Annotated in this window: 15 protein-coding genes; 7 read left to right on the top strand and 8 right to left on the bottom strand. The window is 54.3% G+C overall.

Annotation, left to right across the window (positions count from 1 at the left end; genetic code table 11):
- The first annotated feature begins 85 nt into the window (after positions 1–85).
- The 3 genes from ACZ5WW_RS21050 to ACZ5WW_RS21040 all read left to right on the top strand — a co-directional run bounded on the left by ACZ5WW_RS21050 (position 86) and on the right by ACZ5WW_RS21040 (position 6,994).
- Positions 86–1,252: a glycosyltransferase family protein gene (locus ACZ5WW_RS21050; protein ID WP_377162551.1), complete on the top strand. Its 1,167-nt coding sequence runs from the start codon at positions 86–88 to the stop codon at positions 1,250–1,252.
- A gap of 370 nt (positions 1,253–1,622) precedes the next feature.
- Complete coding sequence (locus ACZ5WW_RS21045; protein ID WP_377162549.1) at positions 1,623–5,777, top strand: beta strand repeat-containing protein; 4,155 nt, start codon at positions 1,623–1,625, stop codon at positions 5,775–5,777.
- Positions 5,778–5,887: 110 nt separating this feature from the next.
- Positions 5,888–6,994: an acyltransferase family protein gene (locus ACZ5WW_RS21040; RefSeq protein ID WP_377162547.1), complete on the top strand. Its 1,107-nt coding sequence runs from the start codon at positions 5,888–5,890 to the stop codon at positions 6,992–6,994.
- Between the two features lie 83 nt (positions 6,995–7,077).
- Here ACZ5WW_RS21040 and ACZ5WW_RS21035 read toward each other — a convergent pair whose 3' ends face one another.
- The 7 genes from ACZ5WW_RS21035 to ACZ5WW_RS21005 form a co-directional block, all read right to left on the bottom strand.
- Positions 7,078–7,920, bottom strand: a complete 843-nt coding sequence (locus tag ACZ5WW_RS21035) for an FkbM family methyltransferase (RefSeq protein WP_377162545.1) — start codon at positions 7,918–7,920, stop codon at positions 7,078–7,080.
- Positions 7,917–9,053, bottom strand: a complete 1,137-nt coding sequence (locus ACZ5WW_RS21030; RefSeq protein ID WP_377162543.1) for a glycosyltransferase family 4 protein — start codon at positions 9,051–9,053, stop codon at positions 7,917–7,919. The genes ACZ5WW_RS21035 and ACZ5WW_RS21030 overlap by 4 nt, the downstream gene beginning before the upstream one ends.
- An 18-nt stretch (positions 9,054–9,071) precedes the next feature.
- Positions 9,072–9,848 (bottom strand): FkbM family methyltransferase, encoded by a 777-nt coding sequence (locus ACZ5WW_RS21025; protein WP_377162541.1) that lies wholly within the window; start codon positions 9,846–9,848, stop codon positions 9,072–9,074.
- A gap of 5 nt (positions 9,849–9,853) precedes the next feature.
- Positions 9,854–10,759, bottom strand: a complete 906-nt coding sequence (locus tag ACZ5WW_RS21020) for a hypothetical protein (protein ID WP_377162539.1) — start codon at positions 10,757–10,759, stop codon at positions 9,854–9,856.
- 95 nt (positions 10,760–10,854) lie between these two features.
- A complete protein-coding gene (locus ACZ5WW_RS21015; protein WP_377162537.1) occupies positions 10,855–12,399 on the bottom strand; it encodes a polysaccharide biosynthesis C-terminal domain-containing protein in 1,545 nt (514 codons plus the stop codon).
- 17 nt (positions 12,400–12,416) lie between these two features.
- Positions 12,417–13,763 carry a glycosyltransferase gene (locus ACZ5WW_RS21010; RefSeq protein ID WP_377162535.1) on the bottom strand — a complete coding sequence of 449 codons (1,347 nt, stop codon included), beginning with the start codon at positions 13,761–13,763 and terminating at the stop codon, positions 12,417–12,419.
- Positions 13,764–13,839: 76 nt separating this feature from the next.
- Positions 13,840–14,805 carry a glycosyltransferase family 2 protein gene (locus tag ACZ5WW_RS21005; protein WP_377162533.1) on the bottom strand — a complete coding sequence of 322 codons (966 nt, stop codon included), beginning with the start codon at positions 14,803–14,805 and terminating at the stop codon, positions 13,840–13,842.
- A 173-nt stretch (positions 14,806–14,978) separates the two neighbouring features.
- Between ACZ5WW_RS21005 and ACZ5WW_RS21000 the strand changes: the two genes are divergently transcribed.
- The 4 genes from ACZ5WW_RS21000 to ACZ5WW_RS20985 all read left to right on the top strand — a co-directional run bounded on the left by ACZ5WW_RS21000 (position 14,979) and on the right by ACZ5WW_RS20985 (position 19,877).
- Positions 14,979–16,163 (top strand): glycosyltransferase, encoded by a 1,185-nt coding sequence (locus ACZ5WW_RS21000; RefSeq protein ID WP_377162531.1) that lies wholly within the window; start codon positions 14,979–14,981, stop codon positions 16,161–16,163.
- Between the two features lie 11 nt (positions 16,164–16,174).
- Complete coding sequence (locus tag ACZ5WW_RS20995; protein ID WP_377162529.1) at positions 16,175–16,882, top strand: class I SAM-dependent methyltransferase; 708 nt, start codon at positions 16,175–16,177, stop codon at positions 16,880–16,882.
- Between the two features lie 4 nt (positions 16,883–16,886).
- A complete protein-coding gene (locus ACZ5WW_RS20990; protein ID WP_464694184.1) occupies positions 16,887–18,494 on the top strand; it encodes an ArnT family glycosyltransferase in 1,608 nt (535 codons plus the stop codon).
- Between the two features lie 81 nt (positions 18,495–18,575).
- Entirely contained in the window at positions 18,576–19,877 is a 1,302-nt protein-coding gene (locus ACZ5WW_RS20985; protein ID WP_377162525.1) for a nucleotide sugar dehydrogenase, read from the top strand.
- Here the strand turns inward: ACZ5WW_RS20985 and ACZ5WW_RS20980 are convergent.
- Positions 19,836–21,050 (bottom strand): glycosyltransferase, encoded by a 1,215-nt coding sequence (locus ACZ5WW_RS20980; protein WP_377162523.1) that lies wholly within the window; start codon positions 21,048–21,050, stop codon positions 19,836–19,838. The genes ACZ5WW_RS20985 and ACZ5WW_RS20980 overlap by 42 nt on opposite strands.
- Positions 21,051–21,053 lie beyond the last annotated feature (3 nt).

Raw genomic sequence — 21,053 nt, 5'->3', positions numbered from 1 at the left:
TCCTCCGCGAATGACTTTCTGGCCTTTGAAATGAATTGAAAATGGACATTCCCTTGATCAGGGCTAGAAAACCACTGCTATCAACATGCGTATTCTCTTCGGCTATCACTATTATCGCTATCCGGTAGACGTCCGCCAAACGACGGAAATACTCATGCAGCGCTACCGTGATGCTGGTTTTGATGTGCGCGCCTTCCCTTTCACTGTCAATCCCCCAGGCCCCAAGATCAACTGGCCCTACCTCGACACCTGCTGGCGGCGCGGCGACCGCCAGCTGATGAAATTTTACGAAGAGCTGGCGGATGCACTCGACGGATGCGATGTCCTGTACAACTACGGGGGGCAAAATCTCCACCCAGAGTTCCTCCGACAACTCAATGTCTTCAAAGTGATGCAGCATTTTGATGACCCGGAGAATTCCGAAACGGTTTCAAAGCCTGTGGCGCATGCCTATGACCTATGTCTCGTATGCAACCGCTCCGAGGTGGATCGTTATTTCGAGTGGGGCGCCCGCCGGGCTGAATTTCTCCCGCTAGGATACCGCAGGGATGACGCAGACCCCAATTTGACGCTGGACCAGGTGTTAAAAGAGCCTCGCGACGTTGATCTGACTATTTTGTGTGAACGTGAAATGCCTTGGAGACGCGAGCGGCTGGACAAAATTGCGCAAGCTTTCCCTCAGGGCAGGTATCATGGACTCGGCTGGTCGGCGGGCTTCCTCGCTGAAGAGGACCGCATTCCCCTCTACAAGCGCACCAAGGTGGGCATCAACCTGCACAATTCCTCAGGCCCCATCAACGTGCGGCTTTATGCGCTGCCAGCCAACGGCGTCATGCAAATTTGCGACTGCAGAAGCCATCTCGGAGACATCTTCGAAATCGGCAAGGAAATAGTCGCTTATGATACCACAGAGGAGTCCATTGAACTGTGCCGCTACTATCTGGCCCACGAAGAAGAACGCCAGCAAATAGCAGCAGCTGGCTACCTCCGGGCAGTCCGTGACTACAACGAGGTGGCAGTCTTCCGAAGGGCCGTTGGACGCATCGAAGCGATCATGGCAGAGTCACGACAAGCACCGACCACAGCTCAAGCGATAGAGATCCGATCAGCCATAGCACGCCGTCGCAGCGCAACGGTTCTGCTTTCACGCTGGCATCAGATTTGCAGCACCACTCAATCGTTGTGGCTGCGTTTGCGCCGATTTGCCGCCAAAATCCGCGGCAACATGCAAAAATTGAAAGCCCATCGTTAATAACGACACCATTGGGAAATTTTCGATTTACTTAGGAAAGGAATCCTAAGCACTTCACTCCACTTGCGGGACATCCGCTCTTTTCACAGCCATTGGCTGTAACTGGCTCATCTGTAGCAGCCAAGGCTACATTTTTGTGCATATGCACGCCCTTTTTAATAGCTATATTATTAAGCCGATACCTTATAATAATAACTTTTATTAACGCTCGTAAACCATCATCCAATCTTTAATTGATGTTCATTTATCTTCGATTGAATGTTCATTTAAAGTTCATTGACCTAGTGCAAATCACTGATTAGATGCGCTGCTTGCCTGTGGTCATTGAGAATAATCCCAATTTCGAGAAACAAAGTTGATAGCTCAGATTATGAAACCAACTCCCCTTGTTGAAATCCTTGAAGAAAAAATCGTTCCAGCGGGTATTGTGGCAATCACATACAACCCCACAACGGGCGGAATTGGCGTTACCGGAGACGCTTCTGACAATGCAGTCAGCATATCGCTTGCAGGCCCCGGACAGCTGACTTTTCAGGACCACCTGGGATCAGGAACCATGTTCAGCTTTGGCGGTGTAACAGCCGCCACACAAACCATCTCAGCCCCCTTGGTCAACTCGTTGATTACAGTCTTGGGGAATGGAAATGACACACTCCTTCTCTCAGGAGTTACATACGGCAGCAATGTTACCATCACTGACACAGCAGGCAATGACACCCTGGTTCTGAACAATTTTGCAGCCAACGGGAACTTTTCGGCCGACTTAGGAACAGGGAATGACAGTGTGCAGATTACCGGAACCACTTTCCATACAGGAAGCACGACAAGCTTCATCCTGGGAGCGGGAGATGACACCATGACGGTTGCCAACACGGTCACCGCCGAGTTTTCCAAAGTTTCCCTGAATACATCGATCGACGTGGGGGCAGGCACAAACACCCTCAACTTTACACCGGCAGCTTTCACTGTTGGGAGCGCTGTGGGCGGAAATTTCACTGTCACAAACGCCGGACAGGCAGGCGCAGCTCAGGTGCTGAATATCAGCGCTGGCACCACAGGATCGGTTACTGGCAACATGAACGTGACCAACAGTGCTGGCGATGCAGCCATCACAGTGGGAAGCGGCACCTCTTTGACCGTCGGCGGACTGCTGTCGGTGACAGGCGGTGCCGGGAATGAATCGCTCAATGTCAGCAACCTCGGAGTGACCGGAGACATCACCTTGAACCTTGGTCAAGGTGACAATTCGCTGCAGCACACTTCAGGCAGTTTGAGCGGCAACTCGTTGACCTGGGGACCTGTGGGCGGCTCAACGGGCAACGACACACTCAATTTTAGCGGAAGCTCAGTGTCCTTGGCGGCTGTCTCTAACAGTCTGACCTTGAATTTGGGCAATGGCACCAATCAGGTGACCATGAACTCAGGAAGTGTTAATCTTGCGGGCAATGTGTCCTTTGTCGGCGGAAGCGGGCAGGACACTGTTTCGCTAGGGGCTACCAGCTACACAGTGGGCGGAGCCATGAGCATTAATCTCGGAGACGGGACTAACAGTGCTCAAATTTCGTCAGCCACATCAAACATCACAGGAGCTTTCACCTACACCGGAGGCACAGGCACTGACAACTTCGGCATGACAGGCACCAACGCTACCATGGCAGGCGCTGTCAATATTACCACGGGCACAGGGGCTAACACAGTAAACATGGCAGTGACTGGGACCTTGTCCTCAGGCGCAGTGACTGTTACCAACACAGGCACAGCTGGTCAGGCTCAGAATATCACTTTGACTGCCAATGCAGGCACTGTGGGTGGAGCCGTTTCCGTTACCAGTACCAATGGCGCCACAGCCATCTCTCTGGGAGGCACATCCAGCTTCGATGTCACCGGCGGGCTGAGCATCACCACAGGAACAGACAATGACACACTGACGTTGAAAAGCATTGCCGCTCAAGGCGCTGCCAATATCCTCATGGGTACTGGAAACAACACTGTTGTGGCAAATGGCGCCGTGAGCACTGGCAACTTCACTTACGGCACGGGGGCGGCGCCCGGGACGGGCACTGGCAACGACAGCATCACCTTCAACCAAACGTTCAATGCAGGTTTCGCCACCTTCAATCTGGGCAATGGCACTAACAGCCTGACCCTTCAAGGCGCAACCACACTTGCCTCGGCCCTCACGGTCAACGGCGGTTCAGGCAGCGATACTCTGGCTGTTAATGCGGCCCTCACTGCTGGTGGAGCAGCCACATTGAGCCTAGGTGACGGAACGAACAGCACCCAGATTGCCTCTGATGGCTTCACCGTCACAGGACTAACCTACACTGGCGGAACCGGAAACGATACCTTTGGCCTGACTGGCACCAACGCCACAATGAGCGGCGCTGTCAACATCACCACAGGCACAGGTGCCAACACTGTGAACATGGCGGTGACGGGGAACATGAACCTGGCCTCAGTCACAATCACAAACACAGGCACGGCCGGACAAGCACAAAACATCAACCTCACAGCTGCAACGGGCACCGTGAGCGGAGCTGTTGCCATCACGAGCAGCAATGGCGCCACAACTCTTTCCGTGGGAGGAACAACCAGTTTGAACCTCGCCAGCACACTTAACATCACCACTGGTGCTGATAACGATACACTGACACTGAAGAGCCTTACCACCGTAGGAGCACTCAATACCCTCCTCGGAGCAGGCAACAACACCCTTACAGCAACAGGAGCGCTGAGCACCAGTGCCTTCACCTACGGTTCGGCAGTGACTCCTGGGGCTGGCAATGACACGCTGCAGTTCAACGGCACATCCTTCACCACCACAGCCAACAATGGATTTGCACTCAATCTCGGAGCTGGGACGAACTCCGTAGGCTTTAACAGCGGCAGCTTTGCGCTTGGCACCGGCACAAACAGCATCACTGGTGGATCCGGACAGGATACCGTCAGCATCGGAGCCGGCGCCTCCTTTGTCTCCAGCGGTGCAGTCTCGATCGACTTGGGAGATGGCACGAACTCCGCCACCGTTGCTGGCACCGCCTTCACATCAGGCGCGCTGACCTACAACGGCACCAATGGCACTGACAACTTCGCGCTTACCAGCACAGCGCTCACAGTCAATGGAGCCCTTAATGTGACGACTGGTGCAGGCAGCAATACAGTCAACATCGCCGCAGGCACTATCAACAGCGGAGCGATCACCGTTACCAACACAGGATCCGCAGGACAAGCGCAATCCCTCAAGGTAACAGCGGCCAATTCTGCAACCATTGCTGGAGGCTTGACTGTCACCAACACAAACGGCAGCGGAACGATCACCGTAGGCGGCCTGCCAGGAGCCACTGGCTTCAGCCTGACTGGAGGGCTTGCCGTAACCTCTGGAAGCGACACCGATACTCTCACCTTGGGCATGCTAAGCAGCAGTTCGGTCAACATCGACCTCAAAGCTGGCACCAACACGGTGAACACCACGGGCTCGATCGTCTCCTCAGGAGCCTTCACCTACGGCTCGGGTGCTGTTGGCACGGGCAACGATACCATCACCTTCAGCAACAGCCTCCAGGCGAATGCGACGACTTTCAATCTGGGCGCGGGTAGCAACACGCTTACCTTCAATCAAGGCGTCGTTCTTGGCGGGAACTTGATTGTCAACGCAGGAACAGGCACCGACACAGTGGCCATCAACAACACCTTCCAGGTCACGGGTTCGGCCACGTTCAGCTTGGATGCAGGTGACAACAGCATCCTGGTAAACAGCAGCAATCTGACTGTAACCGGAGCATTCACCTACACAGGTGGCGCAGACAGCAACTGGATCAGCCTGCAGGGCGCTGTCGCAAACCTTGGCAGTCTCAGTGTCACAGTAGGCAATGGAGACAATGAGCTGGATCTCTGGTCCACCACAACGACGGTGACCAGTTCACTCCAATACACTGGTGGCACAGGCCTTGACATCGTTGAAATTGGCAACTTTGAAAACGGCGGCACAGCCGTGGACATCGGCACCTTTGTCAATGTGAGCATGGGCAACGGTGGCAACGCTCTAGGCGTGAATGGCGCGACCATTCATGGAAACTTTACAGCCACATCAGCACTGACGCGTCGTCTTACCGCTGATGTGGTGCGTGTTTATCAATCATCCGTCCTGGGCACATCGGGCATCTCCATGGGTTCTGGAAGCTCTATCGTTGATCTGCAGAGCGTCTCAATGACTGGAGCCGTCACCATCTCCACTGGAGCAGGCAGCGACATTGTCCTGATTGACAACTCAGCGAGCATCGCAGGTGTGTCCACATTCGGTGGCGCAGTGAACATCAACCTCGGAGACGGGGATGATTCCCTCTTTGCGGGATCCTACCCCAACAATGCAAACGCGGGGAACATCTTCAATGGTGCCGTTACCATTGACGGAGGATTGGGTAGCGATTCGGTCCTCATCAAGGACCCATCGGCTCCAGTCGGAGCGACACGCAACAACACCTTCAACGCCGGCATCACCCTGCCTAATGTCGAAGTTTTGGGCTAACCCTTAGGTTCGGTCCTTGATGAGCGGCTGCCTGGTGACAGGCAGCCGCTTTTCATTAAGTAATCATACTTATGTATGGACACAAAGCTGAGGGAAGGCAAAGAATGGCCATGAACAAACGGAATGAAGGGCTCGATTTGATAAGGGCGGTGGCCGTCATTTTGGTGCTGCTAAGGCACATGGAGCCCTGTCCGTCAGGTGGAGCGGTTTGGTGGAGCGATCTTGTGAATTTGGCACGCTGCGGCGGATGGATCGGGGTGGACCTTTTTTTTGTGCTGAGCGGATATCTTGTGTCAGGATTGCTTTTCCAGGAATGGAAGCGCCAGGGCAGCGTGAGTGTTGGCAGATTCCTGATCAGGCGTGGATTCAAAATCTACCCACCGTTGTGGCTGCTGCTGATTGTGACAGTTTCTTTTAGATGGGTCTCCAAGGGAACTTGGGATTCTCAGAAATTCGCGGCTGAAATTTTATTTGTTCAAAACTACTGGCCTGGATTGTGGCCGCATACTTGGTCGCTTGCTGTGGAAGAACATTTTTACCTTGGGCTTGCCCTTCTCACTGCTATCCTGCTGCGAAATCGTAAAGTCGATGAAAATCCCTTTCGTAACATTCCTAAACTCTTCATAGTCCTGGGCCTGTTATGTCTGGCCATGCGAATTCTCACTGCATATCTTGTGGTGAAGTATGATCACCGAATCCAGATGTTCCCAACCCATCTCAGGCTGGACTCTCTCGGCTTCGGAGTTTTGCTGTCTTGGTTCAGAGTGTATGGGGCCCAGCATATTCAAACGCGAATGCAGCGTTGGGCGCTCTATTTGCGGCCTGCCAGTTTGCTGGTCTTAGGATGGCCCTTTGTGGTTCCCATCGAAGGAAATCAGTGGATTCTGACCCTTGGATTCACCTTGATTTACCTGGCGGCTGGAGTCTGGGTTTGGCTCTGCTGCAGCTGGAATTTACCTGCGAATAACTTTTCCGTTCGGGCTTTATCCCGAATCGGCTTTCATTCTTATTCTATTTACCTCTGGCACTTCGCGGTTCAGTGGTGGCTGCTGGAACCGATGAAGAATCGTCTCGGGGAAAACACCTGGAGCCATATGCTGCTGAGTGCCCTGTATATTTTAGCCAGTATTTTCGTCGGCATTGCGGTGGCAAAATTCGTTGAAGTGCCTGTGCTGCGGCTGAGAGATCGCTGGTTTCCAGCCTTCGTAAGGAGCTAGGTAGAAACAACAGACCGCTGAACCGCATTGGCTGATTCTAAGTCGATATGCCTGATGCCAGGCCACTTCTGGCATCCCCCTTCCTAAAGAGGAACTCCGATCACGTTTACAAATTCACCGCTCGCCGGCAAGGATGTAAGAGGCACAAGCTTTTTACGCCGGGTAACCATCAACTTGTAGTCCAGCGCCTCCATGGCTCCCACAAGCTCGGCAGCCGTATGCCCATTCCTAGCAAGCGCATTTGGGTTGAGTTCAATCAGCAAAAGCGGGCGGTGCTGCTTCAGGGTTTCAGTGCCGCCCAACAATACCTCGGGCTCATACCCTTCTACATCCATCTTGATGAAATCCACGCGCCTTAGATTTGCTTGAGAACGGACCCAGCCATCCATTGTTTCCACCACGACTGATTCTCCGTCGGCAGCTTTTGACATCAAGTGTGCCTGCCCACTGTCACCGCCACGTTGCCCCAGAGTCGCCTGCCCCGCCTCCGCACCAAGAGCGAGGCGATGTATTGTGATCACTTTTTCGAGATGATTGAGCTTTATATTCGACTCAAGCCAATCCGCCGTAATTTTGCCAGGCTCGAAGGCATGAACCTGGGCAGAACGCCCCAGATGCCGGGCAAGAACAAGTGAGTAAAAGCCAAAGTTGGCTCCCACATCAAGGATCACCGGGTCAGGAGACTTTGAAGAGAGAAGTTTCTTCAGCTGTAACATGTCCCAACGGTCTTTCTCGCCATACCAGAACAGCTCTGCCTGCACACGGTCACGGGGGTGCAAATTCCAGAGAAGGCCTTGCGCCCTGACCAATGCAGTCTCCGGCAGCACAGGACGGATAAGAGCGATGAGCTTCTCCAGAAACCTCCAATGGCCAGGATGGCGTAAATGTTGACCGTAGAATTGAAGAATTCGGCAGAGATATGTCATTGAGATGAAGGTAAATGTTCAAGTCCTTCACGGATGGCACGCCCCATGATACGGCCCGCACCACGCCATGTGAAGTTCATCAAAGCATGCTCCCTGCCAGCAGTTCCTAACCGGGCCGCAAGTTCAGGAGCGGCAAGAAGGCGGCATATGGCATCCGCAAGTGAGTCCGAATCATGCGGAGGAACGAGAAACCCAGTTTTTCCATCCTGCACGATGTCTGGCAATGCGCCGATAGAAGTGGCAACGACAGGCAACCCCATGGTTGCCGCCTCAATAGGAGCAATGCCGAATGGCTCGATCAATGTGGGAAACACAAAAAGTGATGCCTGGGCCAACAGCGCAGCGACTCCAGCATGGGGAAGACGTCCATGCGAAACCATTCCCTCAGGCAGACCTGATAACTCACATCCAATAATGTCCAGCCTGGCATCAGGATGCAACGCTTTGACCTTTTTAAAAGCATCCTGTAAAACTGGCCCGCCCTTGCGCTCCCATTCAACGCCAACAAACGCGATCCGACCGTTGGAATAGCTGCTGTTGTTTAAAACTGGAAAATCGATCACGTTCGGCCCTCCGCCGCAGACCACTACTTTTCCGGGAGAAATCTGATAATGTTCCTCAAGGGATCTTTTGACATGCGATCCCATGACCAAAACACGTGCGGCTTGCGTGTAAACGCCTTTCTCCATTGCGATCACCTTCTCGGGAAGGATTGTATCACGGTCAAAAGCAGGGTAATAGAGGTTTGCGAGGTGGGTATGATCCGTGAAAACAAAATGAGGAATACCGGGAACTGCCACATCATAAAGTGACTGAGTGGCAAAAGTAAATGCAGGCTTATCTTTGTTTGAAACGACTTCCTTGCGAGCTTTTTGCTTGAGGTACTGCCCCATGCGTCGAGTCCGCAGATACACATCTCCAATGGTTCTCCGCCGCCTTGCCACGAGTGGGAAAAATTCCACAGCGGCCCACACCCGGCCTGCGAGCCGTATAACAGGATCGCGATTGATCCAATCCTTCCTGACATCAATAACCCGCAGTTCGTGATCCGGGAACTCGGCTACGAGTTGCTTGCGGACATGCTCGTTCGTCCCAGAGAAGGGGCCGTGCTTGATAAAATGAATGCGAGCCATTTAATACGCCGGGTTGAATCAAGTCGCACTGGCAACCAGGGGCCGCAAGATGACCTTTTCATGCTGATACGACATGTTGGACGAGCGTCCGCCCAATGCACGCTGAAGCCGGGCGTCCTTGTCTTCCCCGTGGAGTTCCAAAACCAGCAATGAGGCATGCCCCATCCAGGACAAATCCGTCTGCTCCAAAAGCGGCCATTCAGCGCCTTCGATATCAAGCTTGAGAACATCACAGGGATTGGACACGGAAACAAGTTCGTCAATAGGAACAGCCGGGCACGTCACTCCAGCTTCGCTTTCCAACGCTTCATGAGTCTGGAAAGACCATGAGCGTCCATCTTCAGGCGCCTGTCCCACAGAAAGATTCGCGCTCCGCGGCCAAATGGCCGCCTGCAACGGCCGCACACGGGGAAAGGCAGATGTATTTCGAACTAGCAGATCAAAATTGGCGGGTTCAGGCTCGACAGCTATGATGGTTGCTTCAGGAAAGTGACTGGCAAATTGGATGGCTGTAAGTCCGATGTTGGCCCCGCCATCGATGATGCGGCGAGCCCCCGAAACCAAGGCGCGCACATCACAGCCACCGCTTACAAACGTCTGCAGCAAAACATCAAAATCACTGTTGCGCGGCCGCAGCGTGATCTGGCATGCAGGATGTTTAAGATGAAGCTTCACCTCAGGAGATCCGCGCAGGCGGGCCAAGGTGAAACGCAATGCGTCACTCCATGAAGTAAGCTTCGCGAGGTGCCTGAAAGCACGCAGCTTCTGGGCGGTGGATGCGTAAAGGGAGGTCATTGATGTTACGATAGCAAACGGGGCTCGCCTGACATTCGGCAAGCCGCCCAGCGAGCGGCCATGCTTGCAGTAGAGTACAGCGAGCGCAGACGACTGTTCAAGGGGTGTCTGCGCATGAAGCGAGCCAGCAGCCGGGCGTCCTCCTGCGCCTGTAACACACGGGGCGCTTCTAGCTGACCTCGGGCCAAAGCCGCGCCATGCAGCCGATGCTTATAAAAGCAATTCATTGGCAGAAAGCGGTTTTCGTGAACATCAAGCCCAACGGCAGCAGCGGCCAGACCAATCGCGAACCCCTCAGACCATGCCAGGCCATGATAATCCATGAAGTGTCCCAGCCGCCCCCAGCATTCCACAAACTGTCTAAGAATATCCTCCGGACCATGCAGCGCATAAATGGACTCCTGGATGAATGTAACATTTTCCAAAGAAAGCCCCAGACTTTGGGCTGCACGTTCCAGGCAACGCCGTTGATGGGCCGTAGATGCAAACCTTTTTCTTGTTGAAGCGGCCGCCTCCTCTTCGCGCAAATGTTCCAGGACCGGCTGCGTGATGAATGCATTTACACCTTTCCTGAGTTCAAGCATGTCTGGCAGTTTCTCAACCAACCGGCTGTTGGCATCAATCACCACAACAGTCGCGTATCCAGCATCGAGCCCCGCACGAACGAGCAAACGTTTGTCGTGGTAACGACGCAATGCTCCTTCAGGCCTGTAGAGCAGCGTCCGGAGATTGGGTCTTGGCATGATGTCCTGCGGCCGGTCAACAAGCATCACAAGAGGGAAATGCGAGGCGTGCACTGCAAAATCAAGAGCCAGCCGCTCTGCATGGTATCTGTAGTCCCGCCCAAAGGCGAGCGTGGCAAAACACGCGCTGGCACCATCGACACTGAACTGTTGATCTGCGGATGTCATCGACTCAGGCTGCTTCGTTGCCCCAGCCATGCGTCAAGTCAATCGAATTCCCCTTCTCCGTGCAGTATGCCCCTGCCCGGAATAGCGTCTCCTGATTACTCGCTGGATTTGTCAAAACCAACCGTTGCACGCAGCCTCCCCCAAATGAAACGACGGTCGGCCTTCTGGAGAATTAAAAGAAAGCCGGTTAGAAGGTAAATACTGCCAAGACCACAGACACCAAGGCCGATCTCCACGTAGCTGCGTGGCTGATAACTCTCCAGCCACCACAAGGACAGAGGAGCCAGCAGCACACCATACACGAGCAAAGGCCGGACCACAGCATGCCAGAGGTATTTGCCTCCGGAGACAGGCAGAGCGCCTGCGATCAGCAACGGCATGCCCACGCAACCCTGAAGGACCAGTTCAAACATGGTACCCCAGACCACCCCGGTCAGGCCAATTCGCTGCACCAAGATCACACTGACCACAAAATTGATGCCGGATGTGATCAGATATTGCAACACCAGGCGCCCATGCCTGTTGAGCGCAGGAAGCAGGGAGTAGGCAGGGTATTGCATGACTGTCAGCGCAATCCCGGGCACAAGCACGCGCAACACTTTGCCCGCCGGTCCGAACTCCGTCCCCAGCCAGCGAATGATAAAGGCCGGGCCGAACACAAAAAGAAGCAAACAGCCTGTAAGCCCCACCCATGCACTCAAACGCAGCACCTTGAGAAGGTCAGCAGTCAGTTCTTCAGGCGATTTTCGCCCGGCGGCAGCGGTGAACCCCGCCACGAGGTGGCCGCCGAACAACGAATTGGAAATATCCATGGCTAGGTTTGGCAGCCTGACTCCGACCGCATACTGGGTCACCGAAGACAGCGATAGAAAAGCAGCGAGAATTTGAGTGTCTATCCTCTCCCTCAGCAGCTGAGCCACGGTCGCAGCCACGTTTTTTCCGGCATACCCCATGATCTCACGCTGTTTGGAATGCACCATGGCCAAAGGTTCGGCCTGAGGGATCAGCCTGCGTCCTTTGATATAGAAAATCATTTGTTCACCGATCAGCAGACTCACGTGAAGCGTCAGTGTGCCCAGCAAAGTAATTCCCGAGGCATTTAGACAAAACAGCCCTGCTGCAAAGCCTACGACTCTGGCCGAGCCTGCCAATATGATCGTTTGATATCTGAGATGTCCTTTCAGCAAGGCGGAATACACTCGAAAACGCATCACTCCCCCTTGCGCAAGACCGAGCACCAAAAACATCAGAGCGGGATTGCTCTGATGTGCTGCCGGCCAAACCAGATGCAAAATGATGCTGCCTACCATGGCCAGCAAACAAACGCCCCAGCCCACACGACGGTAATGTTTCCGGAAAAAACCAACCAAGGATGCAGTTTCTTCAGCGTTGTGCCGGCTGACAGACGACGAGAGATAACGGGCCGCCGTATTTCCCATCCCAAGGTCCAGCATTTCAAGCAAGCCGACCCAAGATACCAGCAGCACCCACACACCATAATTTTCCTGCCCAAGTCCTCCTATCAGGAGCGGTGAGACTATAAAAACCGAAAGACTGCGCAGCACATGATCCATCATGCCGAGCAGTGATGTGGACCAGAGTATGTGCTTCAACGAACGTGAGTTGGCGGGGGCCGTCATGAAGATAGGTCAATAATTCAGAGAATTCGATTCACCTGATCAAAAAACTCATTTCCGAACACCCGGGGAAATCTCTCATGCAAATCACGGTAAGCGGGCATCAGCGCGGCCGCCTCTTCCCGGCGGGCATGGGCAGGATAAGGACGCCAATGAGGCAAGGCAATATCCTGGGTCCATGGCAGTCCGCGTTCAAGGCTGCTCTGTTTCATCAGCCGGTTGAGTTTCATGTGGGACTGATAACAGGAGATATGCTCCTGAGCCCAGGCCGCAGGCTGCGCCGTAGCGGCAATCTCATGCAGCCTCATCAGATCCTCCGGCAGATGCCCGGGCCTCAATCGCAGACCGGTGCTTTGATTGACGTAGGCCAGAGGCCCCACATGCGCGTCTGCACGAATGCCCACAGCGCAGCCAGCGAACATTGCTTCCACAAAGGCCACACAGCACCCCTCACGCCTGCTGAAGATCAGCGCCACGCGTGCTTGCGACTGCAGCCGTGCGACTTCATCAATAGGCAGGGACTGATAAACCTCCAGCGCCTGAGGGACGCCAAAAAGGCGAGCTTGGCGACGGATGAATTCCGCATCTCTTCCCCCCTCAGCCTGCCCTACCAGCACCACGCGCAAGTTGGCAGGCATGCGAGACAGCGCACGAAAAAAGTCCCAGTGCCTTTTGAACTCCCCCCAGTTTGCAATCATGAGAAAGTCAATAGTCCGCTGCTCGGAAGAAGGCGGGTAAAGGTCAGGATTGATCCAATCACAGCCAAGGCTTTCCAGAAGACGCACACGCGGATGCAATCCGGCAATCTTGGGCACCTCCTGAAAATTACAGGCCTGCACAAACACTGGCCCAGAGGTCCGAGACAGGATCAGTCCTAACGCCGCATAGTCAGTTGGAGACCAGCTTGTGGAGAGCACCAGATCGTAATGCTCGTCGAGCCACGCAAATTCCTCCGGAGTGAGTCCGAGTACGAGACGTGCCCAGTTGTATTCGAAAAGCATCAGAAGCACTCCCTTTTCCCCACTGCCTGCGGGAGACTTGAGCAGCACCGAGCGCGTCAACCCCGGCTCGCGACGCAAGGGAGCGTCATAGCGTGGATGAGAAGCGCGGATGACATTTTCCCAGAAGCCGTCTTCAGGCGGCAGGTCAATCCAAGGCCTAAGGGAATGTGAAAGACGCTGGTCCAAGCTGGACAACTCACTAAAACCCAGGGCACGACAGGCATGAACCGCCGCCCGCTTATCGGAAGAAATCCGTGACTGGGCATAGAGACGCAGTGCATTCAAGTGCCGCAACGTCCGCGAATATCGAATGTTGTCCTTGAGACGCAGCAGAGCGAGCATTTGGAGGCGCTTGAGAAAGTTCATTCTCGAAATCACATGAAGAGCTTGCCCAAAACGCCTGTCAGGAGAGGCTGGCCTAGGTCACCACAAGTACAAACCTTCATGGATTGCCGTGGCAGGTTAAAGAAGTCTTTCTGCATGAAGATAACACCCATTGGTTGCGGAGCGAAGCAAGTGCCAGCCTTGCCACAGCTCGGGATCGGCTGAAAAATGCAATCGAGGTCTGCTTGCTGGAAATCAAAGGTGCTGTCGCGATTGAACATAACATCCGCCACGCCGCCATGCCAAACTGCCCCCCCTCTGCAAACATCAGAGCTGACTGGTACCAACAGACTGCCACAGCCGTGCGCAAGTCGCGCGAATTAAGCTTCAGATCGGTGTTTGCGGCTGCTCTGGCAATCACCTGGCGTATGCACTCGGTCTGTCGATGAGCGGCACGCGACATGTTTCCACCATGGTCGCGCTTCCACAGGATAATTTTATCCAGTTTCGCAACTCGATGGCGTGCTGCTACGCGGATCCACATGTCACGGTCTTCAGAAGCACGGAGCCCGGATTCGAAGCCGCCAAGTTCCAAAAGCACACGCTTGTCTGCAAGCACAGCTGGTGCGAAACGGTTTCTGACTACAAGATCGTAGGCGGAGAATTCCTGAATCTGTCCCGTTTCTTCCTGCGCCTGAGGCCCTTTAGGGTGCATTTGGGCGTCCACCACCACCTCCCTGCCAGCCATGACGGCCAGCCCCCGAGGTGCCTGCTGCCAGGCCTCCCACAATGCCTTCACCGCTCCGGGCAGAAAAACATCATCAGCGTCCAAAAAAACCACCAGGTCATTCGCCGCGATGCGCATGCCCTGATTGCGAGTAGCTGACAGGCCGGCATTTGCCTGCTTGACGTAGCGTATGGCATCTCCAAAACCAGTTGCAACTCGTGATGTCTCATCAGTCGAACCGTCGTCCATCACGAGAACTTCCACCTGAAACCCATCCTGCCTCTGCTGAATAGCCGACTCAACAGCATCTGCGAGGTAGTGAGCGTAATTGTAACAAGGAATGATGATGGATATCATTGAAGTCTGACAGTCAAAGCGAGAAATATGGCGCGCACTTGGAGCCTGGCAAGCAGAGCGTCCCCCCCTCCCTTGCAACATTCCCCATGCCACTCGGAAATGAAAACGAAACGTATGACAAATAGTTTTGCAGCCCTAACGGAGCAGAGGCAAGCTTGTCACCATTCCAATACATGACCATCCCCACCTCACGCGTCCGTCTTCTCCAGATCGTGGACAGCCTCTGTCCCGGAGGCATGGAAAACATCATGGTGCGGGTATGCAATCATCTCCAGGCAAGGGGGGCCTCAGTCACAGTTTGTTGTCTGAGCGCCAGCGGTCCTTTCGCTTCCAGGTTGCACCCGGATGTGGAGGTCAGCGTGCTGCAAAAGCCACCAGGCTTTTCCCTCAACACCATTGCAAAGCTGAGAAAGCTGATTCGTAGGGGGGATTTTGACGTGGTTCACACCCACCACCTGGGTGGGCTCATTTATTCCTCTTTGGCAAGACTCCCCCACAAGCACCCACGGATTGTGCACTCGGAGCACATACTTTGGGGCAAGGAGGACCTCAGCCAGAAACGCCAAAGGCAGCGCAAACTGCTTTATCGGGCTTGTCACTGTGTTTTTACCGTGGCTGGCCAGCAAATGGACCAGATGAAACGCATGGGGCACCGCCATGCCTGGCAGACAGTCCTCACCAATGGGGTAGACTCCGGTCATTTTCGCCCTGCCACAGAAAACAAGGCGGCACTGCGACAGAAACTTGGCCTGGCTCCGGAAGGGCTCTGGCTGGTAAAAGTCGCACGTTTTGGGGATACCAAGCGGCATGCAGACCTCCTCCAAGCGTTTGAACAAGCGCACGCCTCCGCTCCACAACTCCGCCTGTTGCTGGTCGGAGATGGCGGGGCCGAGAAGGACCATGTTCTCAGTCAGATGGAAAAGAGCAGGGCGAGAGATGCCATTCACTGGGCTGGCTTCCAGCAAGACCCCCTTCCGTATTATCAGGCGGCAGACGCTCTTGTTGTGGCCTCCTCTTTTGAAGGCTTGCCCAATGCCGTTCTTGAGGGCATGGCCTGCGGCCTGCCCGTTCTGGCAAATCAGGCATGTGGCGCCAAGGAGGTAGCCCATGACGAAGAGCACGGGTGGATCAGAGATTATTCGACAGTGGACAGGCTCAGAGAGGCGCTGCTCGGCATTGCGGGTACAGACATGCAAAAACTTCTGTCCATCGGAAAGGCTGGCCGTGAACACGTCTGCAAGCATTACTCCATGACCTCCATGCTGGCAAAATATGAGTCTCTCTATTCGGCCGTCGCCTCCGGCCACACGGTGAATTTAGAGTCAGTCACCGCTGGCGCTGCTGCCTCTTTATGCTAGAGAGGCGTTCTATGGAACATGGGCACAACAGCACTGAATTCGATGCCTACGCGGCCAATTATGATTCGGCGCTGCAACAAGGCCTTTCACTCACCGGTGAAACAAAGGAGTATTATGCGGACGGACGTGTGAGGTGGATGAAGCAAAAGCTTCAGGAACACGGAAAGGCAACCAATTCATGCCTCGATTTTGGTTGTGGCACGGGCACCTCTGCCACCTTTCTCAGGGATGGTCTCGGAGTATTGGAATACATGGGGTATGATCCATCCTCAGACTCGATCAAGCAAGCGCAGCAGACGGTCACATGGCCCGCCGCATCATTCACAGCAGAAGCCGGGGAGGTGCCGAGCGAAAAATTTGACCTCGCTTTTTGCAATGGCGTTTTTCATCACATCCTGCCTGCAGAGCGTCAGGCTGCAGTCCGCCTGATCTGGAGAAGCCTCAAGCCGGGTGGAGTCTTTGCCTTCTGGGAGAATAACCGATGGAATCCCGCAGTACATTGGGTCATGAGCCGGGTGCCTTTCGACAAGGATGCGCAGATGCTGTTTCCGTCTCAAGCACGACGTCTTCTGCAGGAGGGTGGATTTAACATTCTGGCGACCGACTATTTGTTTGTTTTCCCTGGATTTCTAGCCGCGCTCAGATCACTCGAACCCGCCTTGTGCAAGCTCCCGCTGGGTGGCCAGTACCTCATCCTGGCACAGAAAGCCCCTCACTAGCACTATGGACGTCACTCCCATGACGCAAAATCCTCTGAGGCGGCGCTGCACTTGGCTGGTTTTTTTGATAAGCCTGGCGCTGAATCTGACATTCGTAGCACGACAAGGCGGCTGGAGCTCCGACTTGGGAGGAGATCCGGACGAAGCCGCTCATGCCGTAACGAGTTTGATGGTTCGTGATTATTTGGCGGATGGCTGGCACCGGTCGCCCATGAGTTTCGCCACCCAATACTATGCCGACTTTCCCAAAGTCGCCTTGGGGCACTACCCGCCGGGATTTTACATTCTCGCAGGATTGTGGCTACTGCCATGGGTCTCCGTTCAGAGCTTGCTGATCTTGCAAAGCATTCTGTCTGCAGCCCTGTCTGCTCTCACTTACCGGCTGGCGTCCAAGATGATGTCGGTGCCTGCGGCATTCATGGCAGGCTTGCTGGTCACTCTCCTGCCTGCCAGCCTCAAACAAAACCAGCTGGTCATGTCTGACGGCCTGATGGTCCTGCTCTCCATTCTGGCTGCCATGTCATGGAAGGATTATCTTAACCGTCCTTCATTCGTCAGGTCAGCTGGGTTCGGACTGCTTGCTGCAGCCGCCATTCTTACCAAGGGATCAGCCATGGCACTTTGTGTCATCCCGCCGTTGACTACAATTCAATGCAGTCGCTGGCATCTGCTCAAAAAAGTGTCCTGGTGGTTTTCCGCAGTGCCTGTCGCCATCTTGGCCGGGCCTTGGATGCTGTATTCGGCCAAAATCACCGCCGAAGGCATGATTCATGTGCCGCTTCACGATTTTGTCCCTGCGGCATTGACCTTTTACAGTCACGAGCTGCCGCGAATGCTCGGCATCCTGTTTACGCTGTCCGCCGTGATTGGAATGGCGCTGCTTATGAAAAAAAGCCGCGCCCAGCAGTCTGATTCGGCTTTGTCAGCAACATTATGCTCGATGCTTGTGGGGACTTTGTTGATCATACTGTTGATTCCTGCAGGGCTGGCAGGCAGATATCTTTTGCCCGCCCTCCCTGCACTGTTAGTGGGAGCGATGCTGACGGCAGATCGTGTAAGCTTATATTTAGGCCGGGGCCGTCTAGCAGGACTTGCCGCCATTTTTGTCCTCGGAGCAGTGGAGGTTTCAGAAATTCCTTCGAAAGACGTGCATGGGTTTGGATCTGCGGTCCTCAAGTCCTTGCCTGCCCCTCAGGAAGGTCGGGCCGTTTATTGGCTGATCGCCTCAGATCCACGGGGCGAAGGAGCTGTCATAGCGGCGGCTGCTTTTGCCTGCCCAAAACGTTCCCCATCCCCTCTAAGAGTCTATCGCGGGAGCAAGGAACTGGGGTCAAGCGACTGGATGGGACGTGGATATCAGGCTGCGTTTGCCAGCCAGGATCAATTGCTCGACCATCTCGACAAATTAAGGATTTCACGGGTCTTTGTTGACCTCTCCGCCCCCGCAGAACGGCAGCAGCCCCACGAGCGCCAGTTGCTCGCTGCAATCAATTTGGCCCCTGATCGCTGGCAGCTTGCCTTTGAACAAACGGTCACTCGCAGGCCCGGTGAAACGGGTGTACTGCGTGTCTATCAAAGAAGCCCTTCATCCATCCACAGCTCTCCAGATTAATCGCCCGCCTCATGCGGGCGCAGTTTGACTCATCAGATTCTCCCAAGGAATTATCCAATTCACTTTTCCTCAATCCCTCACATGAATGTTTCAGTTTTCGGACTCGGTTATGTCGGTGCAGTCACTTCGGCATGCCTTGCAGAACAAGGACACCACGTCATCGGCGTGGATCTGCATGAATCCAAAGTTGAGTCCTTCGGCAAAGGAAAATCTCCCATCGTCGAACCGGAAATCGACGACCTTCTCGCTCGTGCGACAGTGGATAATCGGCTGGGAGCCACGCTGGATGTACACAGGGCTGTGACGACCACAGATGTGAGCATTGTTTGCGTTGGCACCCCTTCCCTTCCTTCCGGCAAACTGAATCTCGAATACGTCCACAAAGTCACTGCGCAGATCGCTGAAGCCATCAGAAGCTCAAAAAAGAGACACATCTTGCTCTATCGCAGCACCATGCTTCCCGGCAGCACCAGAGCCCTCGTGACCAGCATGCTGTCAGACCTTCTCGCATCCGGCCAGGTGCGCGTTTATTATTGCCCCGAGTTTCTGCGGGAGGGCACGGCAGTTCGAGATTTCCGCGAGCCCTCTCTCGTTGTCATCGGCACACACGATGGTGCAGCGCCTGAAGATAATGAGGTGTTTGAAATCATGGGAGGCCAGCCAGCCGTCTTGGGATGGGAGGGAGCTGAGATGATTAAGTACTCCTGCAATTATTTCCATGCGTTGAAAGTAGGCTTTGCCAATGAAATCGGCCGTCTTTGCAAGCACTTGGGGGAAGATGGAACCCGAGTCATGGATGTGCTGTGCTCCGACACACGGCTGAACATCTCCCGCTACTATATGAAGCCAGGCAATCCTTTCGGCGGCTCCTGCCTGCCCAAGGATGTCTCCGCTTTGAAATCTTTCGCCCGTCAGGAAAACCTCAGCCTGCCGCTGCTTGAAAACACTGCGGCAACAAACGCAGCCCATCAGGAGCTTTTTGTCAGCCTGATTGAGGGCAAGGCAAAACGTCGCATCGGCTTCCTCGGACTCGCATTCAAGGCGAATACAGACGACCTTCGGGGCAGCCCCATGGTGGCAGCCGCCGAGACCCTCCTGGGGCGAGGCCACGAACTCAGCATTTACGATCCGCAGATCAATCTATCCCGCCTCATTGGTGCCAACGAGCAACAAATTCAGGCCCGCATGCCTCATCTGGCACAGCTCTTGAAGCAAGATGCCAAAGAAGTGCTGCAGTCGAGCGAAGTCATCGTAGTTTCCCAGAAATGCGTTTCTCTGGAACTCCTTCAGGAGCTGTCACATCCTGATCAGATCGTGATCGATGTTCATGGCTGGAGGGAATTATCCACCCTCCCTTGGCAGTACGAAGGAATTTGTTGGTAGTCTTTTTTGCGCGCAAACATCACGCACAAACTTGCAAAACTCCACAGCCTTGGCCCGCCAGGTCTCAGTCTGGATAAAACGCCGAGTTGCGCCCGCATCAAATGAGAGCCTGCCTTCTTTGGCTTCGACCACGGCATTCAGGAATGCAGCCTGGTTTTTGGCCACATGTACAAACTCAGAGAGCATCTCGGCCTCGGGTAGCGGCATGGAGATCACGGGGCGCTCACATGCCAAATACTCTTTGATTTTGAGCGGGCTGCAGCTGCGAGCCAGCTCCGTCATCAAAAACGGCAGTATGAAAAGATTCGTGGTCACCAAGCTCTTGGGCAGATCCTCATAAGGTATGGCCGACTCGACATGAATGCTGGGTAAGCCGGCAATTTTACTCAAGTCGACCTTGGCTGGACCAATCAGACGTATGATCGCCTGGGGCAACTTGCGGGCTATGTCGGCGATGAGATCCAGATCAAGCCGCTCGTCAATCATTCCAAAATAAACAATCTCAAAATGTCCGGTGGGTTGCACTGGCAGAGATCGGGAAAAATGGGCTGGATCCACCCCCTGTTTTAGCGTGCAAACAGGTTTGCCACATTCTTTGAATTGAGCTGCAAGGTAATCTGAAACGGCAACTATGGCGTCCACACGTTTCAGCAAAGAGCGCTCCATCTGCACTACATGCTGTTGATTCATCCCGGGCCAAAGGGAGTACTGGTCTGAGCAGTAGTAGATGCTGGCCCCTTCTCCCATGCTCCCTACAAAATCACTCTGTGAGGGGGTGCAGACTACAAGTGTGGGATTCTTCAAATTCAGTCGTCGTCTGGCCATTTCAACGCCCCGGCGCACAAGCCAGGCGTTGAGGAGTCTGACGAGCCTTATCCTCGTAAAAGGCAGGGTTGGCGGGCAGATGACCGTCAGTCCATTGGGAGCAGACGCAAAACGGCGCCGCCTGCCGGAAATGAAATCAACAATTTTTTGAATCGAGCGTATGAGATCTCGCTTGCTCAATTGCGGCTCTCGCAGCCCAACTGTTTCCACCCACAACACAGGACTAAAGCCGAGAAACTCACTGAACAAGTGCTGGCTGACTGAAGGATGCCGTCCCCAGTCGGGCCCAAAAACCACCCATTCGTAACCAGAAAGGATATGCTGACCAGTCTTGAATTCTTCGGACATCGA

It is taken from the genome of Prosthecobacter fluviatilis (genome assembly GCF_055388355.1).
The sequence above is the reverse complement of the archived record's forward strand: the minus strand, read 5'-3'. Positions and strand labels throughout refer to the sequence as shown.